Raw genomic sequence first — 13197 nt, 5'->3', positions numbered from 1 at the left:
ACATGCCGTAGAGGCCTATTATGCCAGCAAACACGGCCGCTGCCATTGCCCGCAGCCGCGAGTTCTCCCACTATCTGCAACGTTTGCTGACCGCCCAGCCCGCCGAGCTGACGCGACTGGAAAACCGGCTGGGCCACCGCTTCGACGCGACGGAGATGGCCGGCTTCGCCGACTGGGCGGCGTTGGACGACGCCGAACTGCTGGCGCCGGCGCTGCGGCGGCTGCGGCAGGCGGTGGTGGCGCGGCTGATTTGCCGCGACCTCAACGGCCTGGCGGACCTGGACGAAGTGGTGACCACCGTCAGCGCGCTGGCCGATTTCGCCGTCGAGCGGGCGCTGGCCTCCGCGCGCGCCGGCCTCGCCCATTACGGCCAGCCGATAGGCGAGGACAGCGGCGAGGTCCAGCAGCTGATCGTCATCGGCATGGGCAAGCTGGGCGGCGGCGAGCTCAACGTCAGCTCCGACATCGACCTGATCTTCATCTACCCGGAAAGCGGCGACACCGACGGCGCCGCCCACGGCGGCCGCTCGATCAGCAACCACGAATACTTCACCCAGGTGGGCAAGCGGCTGATCGCCCTGCTCAACGACGTCACCGCCGACGGCCAGGTGTTCCGCGTCGACATGCGGCTGCGGCCCTACGGCGACTCCGGCCCGCTGGCGATGAGCTTCGCCGCGCTGGAAAACTACCTGCTGAGCCAGGGCCGGGAATGGGAGCGCTACGCCTGGATCAAGGCCAGGCCGCTCAGCGGCGACGCGGCGGCGCTGGCCGACACGGCGCGCCCCTTCGTCTACCGCAAATACCTGGACTACAGCGCCTACGGCGCGATGCGCGACCTGCACGCGCAAATCCGCCGCGAAGTGGCGCGTCGCGACATGGCCGACAACATCAAGCTGGGGCCCGGCGGCATCCGCGAAGTGGAATTCATCGCCCAGGTCTTTCAACTGATACGCGGCGGCCGCGACCGCAGCCTGCAACTGCGCGGCACCCGCGAAACCTTGCGCCGGCTGGGCGAGCTGCGCCTGCTGGAACCCGCCGCCGTCGAGGAACTGCTGCAGGCCTACGCCTTCCTGCGCAATCTGGAACACCGGCTGCAATACCTGGACGACCAACAGACCCAGACCCTGCCCGCCGGCGCCGACAACCGCGCCCGCATCGCCGCCGGCATGGGCTGCGCCGACTGGGACCAGTTCATGAACCGGCTCAATCAGCAGCGCCGCAAAGTCACCCGCCACTTCGAGCAAGTGTTCATCCTGCCCACCGAGGGCGCCGCCGATCATCCGCTGGCCGACCTGTGGCGCGACATCGCCGACGAACTGCCGACGGAGCGGCTGCGGCGGCTAGGCTTCGCCGAACCGGATCAAGTGGCGCGCCAGCTGCAAAGCCTGGCTCTGGGGCAGCGCTACCAGCAGATGCCGCTGAACGGCCGCAAGCAGTTCGACCAATTGATGCCGGCGCTGATCGAAGTCGCCTCCCGCTTCGACAACGCCGACGCCACGCTGTCGCGCATCATCGCGCTGATGGAGGCGATCAGCCGCCGCGCCTCCTACCTGGCGCTGCTGACCGAATACCCGCAGACCCTGCAGCGTCTGGCCTCGCTCTACTCGTCCAGCGCCTGGGTCTCCGGCTACCTGACCCGCCATCCCATCCTGCTGGACGAATTGCTGGACGCGCGCGTGCTCTACGCCACGCCGGACTGGCCGCAGCTGGCCGAGCAACTGGAGCTGCTGCTGCGCCAGGCCGACGGCGACGTGGAAGCCAAGATGGACGCGCTGCGCCACTTCCAGCACGCGCAATCCTTCCGCCTGGTGGCGCAGGACCTGGCCGGCATGTGGACGGTGGAGGCGCTGTCCGACCAGCTGTCGCTGCTGGCCGACATCGTGCTGGCCGCCACGCTGCGCCACGCCTGGCTCGACATTCCCAGCCGCCACTGCGACGCGCCGCGCTTCGCCATCATCGGCTACGGCAAGCTGGGCGGCAAAGAGCTGGGCTACGCCTCGGACCTGGACCTGATCTTCCTCTACGACGACGAACACCCGGACGCCGCCGAACTGTATTCGCGGCTGGCGCGCAAGATGTCCACCTGGCTGACCAGCGCCACCGCCGCCGGCGTGCTCTACGACATCGACCTGCGGCTGCGCCCCAACGGCGCCAGCGGCCTGCTGGTCAGCTCGGTCAACGCCTTCCGCCAATATCAGGAGCAACAGGCCTGGGTCTGGGAGCATCAGGCGCTGACCCGCGCCCGCTACGTGGCCGGCGACGCCGAAGTCGGCGTCCAGTTCGAACAGGAGCGCCACGCCATCCTCACCCGCCGGCGCGAGCTCGGCGCGCTGCGCGACGAAGTGCTGGCGATGCGCCAGCGCATGCTGGACAGCCACCCCGCCCGCGACGAAGACCCGAAAAACGCGCGCGGCGGCATCATAGACATCGAGTTCCTCGTCCAGTACCTGATCCTGGCCCACGCCCACCAACTGCCGGCGCTGACCGCCAACGCCGGCAACATCGCGCTGCTGGCCACCGCCGCCGACGCCGGCCTGATCCCCGCCGCCGACGCCGAAGCCGCGCGCAACGCCTACCGCCACTACCGCCGGCTGCAACACGCCGCCCGGCTCAATGAAAAGCAAACGGTGACGCCGGACGCGGCCTTGCTGGAGGACTACGGCCTGTGCCGATCGCTGTGGCGGCGAGTATTCGAGCAAGCGCTCAAATAAACGGTTCACAGCGTCATAAGGGCGAGATAAACTCATTGGATACGGTCGGACAAGATCCGGCCCCATCCGCAAAGCGAAAACACAATATTGGAGAACACCAAGATGTCGATGGCTGATCGTGACGGAAAAATCTGGTATGACGGCGAAATGGTTGACTGGCGCGACGCCACCACCCACGTACTGACCCACACCCTGCACTACGGCATGGGCGTGTTCGAAGGCGTGCGCGCCTACGAAACCCCCAGGGGCCCGGCCATCTTCCGTCTGGAAGACCATACCGCGCGGCTGTTCCGCTCCGCCAAGATACTGGGCATGGAACTGCCGTTCACCCCGGAGCAGATCAGCAAAGCCCATCATGACGTGCTCCAAGCCAACGGCCTCAAATCCTGCTATTTCCGCCCGATGGCCTTCTACGGCTCCGGCAAGCTGGGCGTGGCGCCGCTGAAGAACGACGTGCGCGTGATCGTGGCCGCCTGGCCCTGGGGCGCCTACCTGGGCGACGAAGGCCTGGAAAAAGGCATCCGCGTGAAGACCTCCTCCTTCACCCGCCACCACGTCAACATCACCATGTGCAAGGCCAAGGCCAACGGCAACTACATGAACTCCATCCTGGCCAACAACGAGGCCACCGCCGACGGCTACGACGAAGCGCTGCTGCTGGACGTGGACGGTTTCGTGGCGGAAGGTTCCGGCGAAAACATCTTCATCGTCCGCAAAGGCAAACTGTACACTCCGGACCTGACCAGCGCGCTGGAAGGCATCACCCGCGACACCGTGGTGCAGATCGCCAAGGAAATGGGCCTGGAACTGATTGAGAAGCGCATCACCCGCGACGAGGTCTACAGCGCCGACGAAGCCTTCTTCACCGGCACCGCCGCCGAAGTGACCCCGATCCGCGAACTCGACAGACGCGCGATCGGCGACGGCAATCGTGGTACCATCACCGCCGAAATCCAGAAGCGCTACTTCGACATCGTCAAAGGACTGGATGCCGAACACCAGCACTGGCTGACCTACGTCAACTAAGCAAGACGAGCCGCCCGCGCGGCGGCTCCGCAAGGAATACAGAATGGCTGAACAGAAAGAAAACACGCAACGCGTGATCGAAGTCACCCAGCACGACCTGCCGCTGCATTGCCCGATGCCGGACATGGTGTCCTGGAACTCCCACCCGCGCGTGTTCCTGCCCGTGCACAAGACCGGCGAAGCGCTGTGCCCGTACTGCGGCACCCGCTACAAGCTGAACGGTCCGGCAGGCGGCCACCACTGAGCCTGGCCCCGCGCCGGCAACGCAGCTAAGGTGTGGCGCGAGCCGCACCTTTTTTGCTTGCCGCCCGCCTCGTCTGCAAACCCAAGCCGGGCCGCCTCGACCCGGTTTCGGTTTGCAATCGGAACATCTGCAATGAAGAAGAAAATCCTGGTCATCGGCCCCTCCTGGGTCGGCGACAGCGTCATGGCGCAACCGCTGTACCAAAGACTGCATCAACGCCACCCCGATCTGGAACTGCACGTGTTCGCGCCGGCCTGGACCTTGCCGCTACTGGCGCGGATGCCGGAAGTGGCCAAGGCCCACCTCAACCCCTTCGGCCACGGCGCGCTGCGCCTGGGCGAACGCTGGAAAGTGGCGCGCCAGCTGGCCGCCGAGCGCTTCGATCAAGCCATCGTGCTGCCCAACTCGCTGAAATCCGCCTTGATCCCGCTGTTCGCCGGCATCCCGCTGCGCACCGGCTTCCTCGGCGAATCCCGTTACTGGATACTCAACGACGCGCGCGAACTGGACGAACAGGCGCTGCCGATGATGGTGGAGCGCTTTTGCGCGCTGGCCGAAGACAAGGGCGAGCCGCTGCCGCGGCCGCTCAGCCACCCGCGGCTGGCGCTCACCGACGCCAGCCAGCAAGCGGTGCTGGACAAGCTGAAACTGGACGTCAGCCGACCGGCGGTCGCCTTCTGCCCCGGCGCCGAATACGGCCCGGCCAAGCGCTGGCCGGCCCGCCACTTCGCCGAACTGGCGCGTCGCTTCGACGCCGCCGGCTACGCGGTGTGGCTGTTCGGCTCCGGCAAGGACAAAGAAGTCGGCGACGACATCAGCCGCCTGTCCGGCGGCCTGGCCGTCAACCTCTGCGGCGCCACCGGCCTGGAAGAAGCGATAGACCTGATCGGCCTGACCCGGCTCGCCGTCTGCAACGACTCCGGCCTGATGCACGTGGCGGCGGCGCTGGACAAGCCCTTGGTGGCCTTGTACGGCTCCTCCAGCCCCGACTTCACCCCGCCCTTGTCCGAACAGGCCGCCATCGTCTCCCTCAACCTGGATTGCAGCCCCTGTTTCGAACGGACCTGTCCGTACGGCCATACCGATTGCCTGGAAAAAATGGAGCCGGAGCGGGTCTGGCAAGCCGCGCTTCCGCTGCTGCCCGCCAACGTCCAACGCCCAACACAACAATGAATACAGACAACACCGCACCCGTCGAAGAAAACAGCCGCCGCATGGAGCTGGTCCGCGCCGCGGCGATGCTGTTCCGCGACCAGGGCTACGAACGCACCACGGTGCGCGACCTGGGCAACGCGGTCGGCATGCAGTCCGGCAGCCTGTTCTACCACTTCCGCACCAAGGAGGAGATCCTGGTCGCGGTGATGGCGCTGGGCATCACCAGCACCACCGAGCAGCTGAAGCGCGCGCTGGACGAGGCCGGATCGCCGCGGGCCAAGCTGGCGGCGCTGTTCCGCGTGCACCTCAATTCACTGCTGGGGGACAATCAGGCGGCGCTGGAAGTGATGCTCTACGAATGGCGCAGCGTGTCCGCCTCCGCCAGGCCCGGCCTGATCGTGCTGCGCGACCGCTACGAGGCGCTGTGGCAGCAGGCGCTGGACGAAGCCGCCGCCGCCGGCCTGGTCAAGCCCGACACCGCGCTGCTGCGCCGCACCTTGCTGGGCAGCCTGCATTGGTCGGTGCAATGGTACCGCTCCGAAGGCCCGCTGAGCGTGGATCAGCTGGCCGAACGCATGCTGGAATTGGTATTGCTGCCACAAATCTGACCTTTAGACTGGAAAAAATTCGGCAATCCGGCAAAAAAGATTCTAGAATCAGCGATATAGGGCAACTGGGCTCTATACCGTCCTGCGCGACGGCAACGGCATCCACGGTTTGGAGAGAGCGATATGGCAAGCACCGGCAGCATAGGCAGCCTCAACTCTCTGCAGCAATTGCAATCGCTGCAGAACACGCGGCCTGAGCAAAAGACGCTGGAAGAACCGCGGTCCGCCACGCCGGCGGTTTCACAGCAAAACGTCAGCCAGACCGCGGTCCGGCAAAACCCCGACACCGCCCGCGTCGAGCAGCAGCTGCAACGCCAGCTGAACTCCGCACAGGCCAACGCCGCGCAAACCCGCAATAGCGAGCAGCAGCGGGTCAGCCAGGAACAAGCGCAAACCGCCAACCTGGCCAGCACCGCCGCTCCCGCCGCCGCGGCCAACGACACCCCGCGGGCGCAGCAGCGCGCGGCGGAAGCGGCCAGCGCCAATCGCGCCGCCAGCGCCCCGCCGGCGACGCCTCCGCGCCCGAACACGGTGCCGGCGGCCAATGAGCAGCAAGCCGCCAACAATCAGACGGAACAGCAAACCAGCCAGACCAACAACAACGCGGTGGCCCGTTCGCAACAGCAGAACGCCAGCGGCCAACTGGCGGTCACTCAGTACCAGACCACCCAGTCCCTGCTGCAGAACAGCACCTACCGGCCGCGGGTCTCGGAAGTGGCCTGACGACGCGCTCGTCCCAAAAAAACGGCAACCCTCGCGGATTGCCGTTTTTTTTGTCCCTACGCCACGCTCAGGCCTCGCCGGTTTTGCGCCCCGGCCGCCACAACACGTCCGGCTCGCCAAGCTGGCGGTTCAGATAGCGCGACAGCACGAACAGCAAATCGGACAAGCGGTTCAGATAGCGGCGCGCGGCGTCGGACACCGCCTCCTGCTGCGCCAGCGCCACCACCGCGCGTTCGGCGCGGCGGCATACCGAACGCGCCTGATGCGACAGCGCGGCCGCCCGGCAGCCGCCGGGCAGGATGAACTCCTTCAGCGGCGGCAAATCCTCGTTGAGGAAGGCCACCACGGCCTCCAGCGCCTGCACGTGGCCGGCGCCCAAGGCGCTGTAGCCGGGCACCGCCAGCTCCGACCCCAGGTCGAACAGATCGTGCTGCGCTTCGGACAGCCAGGTCCTCGCCTCGTCCGGCAGCGTTTCCGCCAGCAACACCCCCAGCACCGAGTTCAGCTCGTCCACCTCGCCTAGCGCGTGGATGCGCAAGCTGTCCTTGCCCACCCGGCTGCCGTCGCCCAGACCGGTGCTGCCGTCGTCGCCGGTGCGGGTGACGATATGCGACAATCGATCACTCATCGCGCTTCCCATCCTTTTCAATCTTGCCCAAAGAGTTGATGGTCTGGCGCAGACTCTCTTTCAAGGCTTCGCCGAACAGCATCTCGTAGTCCTCCTTGAGCTGGTGCATCACGCCGGACAACATCTGCTTGGCCTGCAACTCCAAAGCGTCCTGCAACCACAGCGACAGCTCCACCTTCATCCGCGGCAGCATTTTCTCGTACATGGACTGCAGCAAAGCCTGTTCGTCTATCACCGCCACCGTGCCCGGCGGCGCATTGACCGCCTGAGGCGCCATCATCGCGGCCGCGGCCGCGGCGGAAGCCACCTCGGACACCTTCAAGACTTCCACGCCTCGCGCCGCCGGCGCCTCGGGTGCGGGCTCCTGTTCGCCCTCGCCCGCCGTCGGCTCGGTTCCGGCGGCCAGCGCCACTCCCGCCGCGGCCAAGGCCCCCGCTCCAAGCGCCAACTCCGCGGCGCCGATTCCGCTCGCCTCGGGCGCGGACTCAAGCTCCGTCAGCTCGGGAATATCGCTCTCGGCCAGGGCCGGCGCGGCGGCAGCTTCGACCTCCGCCGGTTCCGCAAACGCGGCGTCCATCTGCGGCGCGTCCGGCTCGACAGCCTCCAGCTCCGGCGCATCGTCCAGCACCGGCTCGTCCGCAACTTCGACCGCCGCCGGCTCCGCAAACTCGACATCCAGCGAGGGCATTTCCAGCTCGGAGGCCTGCGGCTCGAGCACCTCGTCCAGCGCTGGCTCGACCACAGCTTCAACCACCGCCGGCTCCGCAAACGCGGCGTCCATCAGCGATTCTTCCGGCTCGACAGCCTGCGGCTCCAGCACCTCGTCCAGCACCGGCTCGGCCACAGCTTCACCCGCCGCCGGTTCCGCAAACGCGGCGTCCATCAGCGATTCTTCCGGCTCAATAGCCTGCGGCTCCAGCACCTCATCCGGCACCGGCTCGGCCACAGCTTCAACCCCCGCCGGCTCCGCAAACGCGGCCTCCATCAGCGACTCTTCCGGCTCGACCGCCTCCGGCTCCGGCACATCGTCCAGCACCGGCTCGGCCACAACCTCGGCCTCCACCGGCTCCGCAAACTCGACATCCAGCGAGGGCATTTCCAGCTCGGAGCCCTGCGGCTCGAGCACCTCGTCCAGCACCGGCGCGGCCGCTGCTTCGACCGCCACCGGCTCCGCAAACACTGCCTCCATCAACGACTCTTCCGGCTCGACAGCCTCCAGCTCCGACGCCTCGTCCAGCAACGACTCGGCCACAGCTTCAACCGCCGCCGGTTCCGCAAACGCGGCTTCCATCAGCGATTCTTCCGGCTCGACAGCCTGCGGCTCCAGCGCCTCGTCCAGCAGCGGCTCGGCCACAGCTTCAACCCCCGCCGGCTCCGCAAACGCGGCCTCCATCAGAGGTGCTTCCAGCTCGACAGCCTCCAGCCCCGACGCCTCGTCCAGCAACGACTCGGCTACAGCTTCGACCTCCGCCGGCTCCGCAAACGCAGCTTCCATCAGCGGCGCTTCCGGTTCGGCAACGTGTAGCTCCGGCGCCTCGCCCAGCGCTGGCGCTGCGACAGCTTCGGCCTCTGCCGGAACATCCAGCTCGGTGTCCAACAAGGGCATTTCCGGCACGACAACCTGCGACTCCAGCGCCTCATCCGGCACCGGCTCGGCTACAGCTTCACCCTCCGCCGGCTCCGCAAACGCGGCGTCCATCAGCGGCGCGTCCGGCTCTACAGCCTCCAGCTCCAGCGCCTCGTCCAGCACTGGCGCAGCGACATCTTCGGCCTCTGCCGGAATATCAAACTCGGCGTCCAGCAAGGGCACTGCCGGTTCGGCCGCTTCGGCCGGCGTCAAGGCCGGCTCCGCCTGCAAATCCGCCAATGCTTGGTTGATTTCGGCCAACAACGGCTGTTCGGGGGCCGCGGCCAGCTCCGACGCGACAGGCTCGGCAAGCACCGGCGCGGGGTCCGGCGTCAGCGCGGCCAACTCGTCCGCTTCCGGCTCCGCGAGGAACGGTTCGGCAACGCTCTCGCCCAAAGCCGGCGCGGGCTCAAGCGCCGCGCTTTCCGGCCAGTTGGGCAACAAGCTGTCCACCTGGGTTTCCGGCCCCACTCCGCCGCCCAGCACGCCAGTGGGCAGGCTATCCAAGGAAATGGAAGTGAAAGGCGTCGGCGCGGGCGTTGCGGCAAGGGCCTCGAGCGCGCCGGCATCGGACACGGGCGACTCGACGGCTTGGACGTCCGGAAGCTCGGCGCCCGCGGGCTCCGGCTCCGCGGCCGCAAACGCGGCGTCCGTTTCCGGCAAAGTCTCGGCCAGCGGCGGCTCGGCGACGGGCGCAGCACTCGCCGCGGGCGCCTCCTCCGCGATCAGCGCGGGCTCGGCGGCCAAGGCCTCGGCCGGCGACTCCTCGCCGGCCGGCATCAGCGAAAATTCGAAATCGGCGGCCTCCGCCGCCGGCGCCGCTTCCGGCAAGGCCGCGGCGGGATTCCAGCCCGGCAGCACTTGCTCGACGCCCAGTTCGGAGGCGGGAATGTCGTCCAGGTCCAAAGACGGCAGCGAAGCCAGGTCCAGCAGGGGCTCTTCGCCGGGAGCCGGAGCGGCGATCAGCTCTTCCAGGCTTAGTTCGGGAATTTCCAGCTCGGCGGGCAACTCCTGCGGCGGCTCGCCCAGCTGGTCGGCCAGCGCGTCCAGTTCGCTGGAGAAATCAAAATCAGGGATGTCGATGACTTCGTCGCCCAAGGTGGGCACCTGCGACTCATCCACCACCTCGGTCAACACCGGCAGGTTGAGGCCGGACCAGTCAGGCTCTTTGGGCTTTGACGGCTCGCTCATGGTCACTTATTGCTCATGTCGTGATGTTCGATTGCATAACCGCGCTCGCGATACGCCTTGAACCGCAGGCGCGCCGTCTCCAGCGACGCTTCGTCGCGTCCGACTATTTCCAGAATACGATCAAAGCGCTCCATCCGCTCCGGCAAATTCGAACCCAGGTTCAACAATACCGGGTGCTCCAGCGCGTCCGGCAGGCGGGCGGTCAGCCAGATCGGCGTGTCCGCCGCCTCGTCGGCACCCAACCTGCAGTGCGGCACGAAGCGGGTATCGCCGAAGCTCCACAGCTGCCGGCTGAAGGTGTCGAGCTGCTGCTCGCTGTCGAACCAGATCAGCAGCCGCTCCCCCTTGCGCATCACCGTGGCCGCCAGCAGGCAGGCGAAGCCCTGCGGGTCGGCCACTTTGGTGTAAAAATCAATCCTGCTCATCATCCACCGTTTCAGGGGTTTCGCGGCGCGGACGGCCGCGTCGCACCACATTGCCCAGCGCGATGTCGGCGCGGTCTTGCAGGAACTGCACCAGCAGCGGCACCGGCCGCGCGGTGGCGCCCTTGTCCTTGCCGCCCTTCCAGGCGGTGCCGGCGATGTCCAGATGCGCCCAATCATAAGCCTTGGCGTAACGCGACAGGAAGCAGGCCGCGGTGATGCTGCCGCCCGGGCGGCCGCCGATATTGGCCATGTCGGCGAACGGGCTCTTCAGCATGTCCTGGTACTCGTCCCACAGCGGCATGTGCCAGGCGCGGTCGGCCACTTCCTCGCCGGCGGCCAGCAGTTCGCGCGCCAGGCTGTCCTGATTGCTGTACAGCGCGGTGGCGATATGGCCCAGCGCGATCACGCAGGCGCCGGTCAGCGTGGCCACGTCGATCACCGTCGCCGGGTCGAAGCGTTCGGCGTAGGTCAGCGCGTCGCACAGAATCAGCCGGCCTTCGGCGTCGGTGTTGAGGATTTCAATGGTCTGGCCGGACATGGAGGTGACGATGTCGCCCGGCTTCAGCGCGTTGCCGTTGGGCATGTTCTCGCACGTGGGCACGACGGCGACCAGGTTCAGCGGCAGGTTCATTTCCACTGCGGCGCGGAAAGCGCCCAACACAGTGGCCGCGCCGCACATATCGTACTTCATCTCGTCCATGCCCTCGCCCGGCTTCAGCGAGATGCCGCCGGAGTCGAAGGTGATGCCCTTGCCCACCATGACGATGGGTTTATCGCCCTTGTCCTTGGCACCGTGGTGGCGCAGCACGATCAGGCGCGCCTCTTCCACGCTGCCCTTGGCCACGGACAGGAAGGAGCCCATGCCCAGTTCGGCGATTTCCTTGGGGCCCAGGATTTCGGCGTCGGCGCCGAAGGCCGCGGCCATCTGACGCGCTTCTTCGCCCAGGTAGCTGGGGGTGCAGACATTGCCCGGCAGATTGCCCAGGTCCTTGGCCAGCTTCATGCCGCTGCCGATGGCAAGGCCGCGTTGCAGGCCTTTTTCGCCGTCGGCGAGGTCACTGCGGCGCGGCACCGCCAGCGTCAGCTTGCGCGGTTCGCGCACCGATTCGTCCACCTTGCTCTTGAAGCGGTCGAAGCGGTACAAGGCGTCCAGCGTCACCACCGCCGCCTGTTCAATCATCCACTCCACGTCGTGCTTCTTGACTGTCAGTTCGCTCAGGTAGCTGACCGCTTCCACCGCGGAGGTCTGGGTCAGCGCTTTGACCGAGGCGCGCACCGCCTCGCGGTATTCCTTGGCGCGGAATTCGCGCTCCTTGCCCAGGCCCACCAGCATCACCCGGTCGCACAGGGTGTGCGGCACCGAATGCAGCACCAGCGTGCTGCCCAGTTTCCCCTCCATGTCGCCGTGGCGCAGCACGTCGCTGATGAAGCCGTTGGAGATGCGATCCAGCAAATCCGCGGCGAAGGTCAGCTTGCGGGATTCGTATACGCCGACGATAACGCAAGCAACCCGTTGCTTTTCCGGACTGCCGCTTTTTATGTTAAATTCCATTGAGAACTCCCGTGTAGAGCGAGTGTCTGTAGCTCCACCTCTTAACCGGCCGTCGATGCGCAGGTAGAATCCTGACGGCCCGGCCTTCCGGTGAAGACGGATTTTGTTGTTGATTCCGAAATCGTCCGTTTTTGACGTTTCTGGATGGTCCCCGGAATTATCACAATGCTTTTCATGAAAAGTCAAAAAGGCACTGAATAAATGGTTTTTCAAAAAAGCCTGACTCGCGAGCTGACTTTGAGCGCATTAGGCGTTTTCATCGTGCTCCTGGCGATTATCGTTTCCACTCAGGCAGTCAACCTGCTGGGCCGCGCGGCCGAAGGACAAATGGCCAACGAGGCCGTTGCCGCGGTGCTTGGCTTCACTACGCTGGGCTTTTTCCCGGTATTGATGATTTTGACGGTTTTCGCCACCATTTTGGTGGTGTTGACCCGCATTTGGCGCGATCACGAGATGGTGGTCTGGCTCAGTTCCGGCCTGTCGCTGAGCAATTGGGTGTGGCCGGTGATGCGCTTCACCCTTCCGCTGGCGGTGCTGATCGCCGGCGTCACCCTGTTCATCGGCCCATGGGCCGACCAGCGCAGCCAGGACTATGCCGAACAGATCAAACGCCGCGAAGAGGTGTCCGCGATCTCTCCCGGCGTGTTCAAGGAATCCGCCTCGTCCAACAAGGTGTACTTCATCGAGAACTACTCCGGCGAGCACGGCGCGGCCACCAATATCTTCATGCAGGAAATCACCGACGGCAAAGTGGCCACCATTTTCGCCAAATCCGGTTTTATTACCACTCGCCCGGACGGCGAGCGCGTGGTGGTGCTGGAGCACGGCCAGCGCTACGTCGGCGAGCCCGGCAGCGCCAGCTACGAAGTGGCGGAGTTCCAGCGCTACACCGCCGGCATCGGCGAAAGCCAGCAGATGCCCGGCCCGTCCGGCAACCGTCAGGCCATTCCCACCGCCCAGCTGCTGAGCCAGGATTCGGCCGACTACCGCGCTGAGCTGGCCTGGCGGCTGTCGATGCCGATCAGCTGCGTGATCCTGGCGCTGCTGGCGATTCCGATGTCCTATTTCAACCCGCGCAGCGGCCAGACCTACAATCTGCTGCTGTCCCTGCTGGTTTTCTTCGTTTATCAGAACGGACTGACCGTGGCCCGCAACTGGGTGGCCCAGGGCAAGGCCGGCGTCTGGCTGGTGCTCCTGGTGCACCTGGCCATGCTGGCGCTGGCGCTGGCGCTGTTGAGCTACCGCAACCGGCCGGCCCGTCCCATCGGCCAGGCCTTGTCCCTGTTGTTCCGGAAACCCTGATCCCG

11 protein-coding genes are annotated in these 13197 nt (G+C 66.3%); 7 read left to right on the top strand and 4 right to left on the bottom strand.

Going from position 1 to position 13197, the window contains the following annotated elements; all coding sequences use genetic code 11:
• Positions 1-20: 20 nt before the first annotated feature.
• From glnE to JW897_RS18715, 6 genes are all read left to right on the top strand, one after another.
• Positions 21-2711, top strand: coding sequence for a bifunctional [glutamate--ammonia ligase]-adenylyl-L-tyrosine phosphorylase/[glutamate--ammonia-ligase] adenylyltransferase (glnE, locus tag JW897_RS18740; protein ID WP_205467250.1), 2691 nt, complete (start codon positions 21-23; stop codon positions 2709-2711).
• A gap of 102 nt (positions 2712-2813) precedes the next feature.
• A complete protein-coding gene (locus JW897_RS18735; protein ID WP_205467249.1) occupies positions 2814-3737 on the top strand; it encodes a branched-chain amino acid transaminase in 924 nt (307 codons plus the stop codon).
• Positions 3738-3780: 43 nt separating this feature from the next.
• Entirely contained in the window at positions 3781-3981 is a 201-nt protein-coding gene (locus tag JW897_RS18730) for a zinc-finger domain-containing protein (RefSeq protein ID WP_019104039.1), read from the top strand.
• A 132-nt stretch (positions 3982-4113) separates the two neighbouring features.
• Positions 4114-5154, top strand: coding sequence for a lipopolysaccharide heptosyltransferase II (gene waaF, locus JW897_RS18725; protein ID WP_205467248.1), 1041 nt, complete (start codon positions 4114-4116; stop codon positions 5152-5154).
• Between the two features lie 41 nt (positions 5155-5195).
• The gene (locus JW897_RS18720; RefSeq protein ID WP_231589177.1) at positions 5196-5744 is read left to right on the top strand and encodes a TetR/AcrR family transcriptional regulator; all 549 of its coding nucleotides are present in this window, start codon (positions 5196-5198) and stop codon (positions 5742-5744) included.
• Between the two features lie 123 nt (positions 5745-5867).
• Complete coding sequence (locus JW897_RS18715; protein WP_205467247.1) at positions 5868-6467, top strand: hypothetical protein; 600 nt, start codon at positions 5868-5870, stop codon at positions 6465-6467.
• 67 nt (positions 6468-6534) lie between these two features.
• Here the strand turns inward: JW897_RS18715 and JW897_RS18710 are convergent, their stop codons facing one another.
• Genes JW897_RS18710 through JW897_RS18695 form a run of 4 tightly spaced genes read right to left on the bottom strand, consistent with a single transcriptional unit; the run spans position 6535 to position 11890 of the window.
• On the bottom strand, positions 6535-7095 hold the full coding sequence (locus tag JW897_RS18710) for a cob(I)yrinic acid a,c-diamide adenosyltransferase (RefSeq protein ID WP_048412172.1): 561 nt from the start codon (positions 7093-7095) through the stop codon (positions 6535-6537).
• A complete protein-coding gene (locus JW897_RS18705; RefSeq protein WP_205467246.1) occupies positions 7088-9913 on the bottom strand; it encodes a hypothetical protein in 2826 nt (941 codons plus the stop codon). Before JW897_RS18705 ends, JW897_RS18710 begins: the two co-directional genes overlap by 8 nt.
• A gap of 2 nt (positions 9914-9915) precedes the next feature.
• Positions 9916-10341 carry a DNA polymerase III subunit chi gene (locus JW897_RS18700; protein ID WP_231589178.1) on the bottom strand — a complete coding sequence of 142 codons (426 nt, stop codon included), beginning with the start codon at positions 10339-10341 and terminating at the stop codon, positions 9916-9918.
• Positions 10325-11890, bottom strand: coding sequence for a leucyl aminopeptidase (locus JW897_RS18695; protein ID WP_205467245.1), 1566 nt, complete (start codon positions 11888-11890; stop codon positions 10325-10327). Before JW897_RS18695 ends, JW897_RS18700 begins: the two co-directional genes overlap by 17 nt.
• A gap of 201 nt (positions 11891-12091) precedes the next feature.
• On the opposite strand from JW897_RS18695, the gene lptF reads away from it, so the two are divergent.
• Complete coding sequence (lptF, locus tag JW897_RS18690) at positions 12092-13192, top strand: LPS export ABC transporter permease LptF (RefSeq protein WP_048412175.1); 1101 nt, start codon at positions 12092-12094, stop codon at positions 13190-13192.
• Positions 13193-13197 lie beyond the last annotated feature (5 nt).

It is taken from the genome of Chromobacterium alkanivorans, assembly GCF_016937655.1.
Classification (GTDB): domain Bacteria; phylum Pseudomonadota; class Gammaproteobacteria; order Burkholderiales; family Chromobacteriaceae; genus Chromobacterium; species Chromobacterium alkanivorans.
This window is presented reverse-complemented; position numbering and strand designations above follow the sequence as displayed.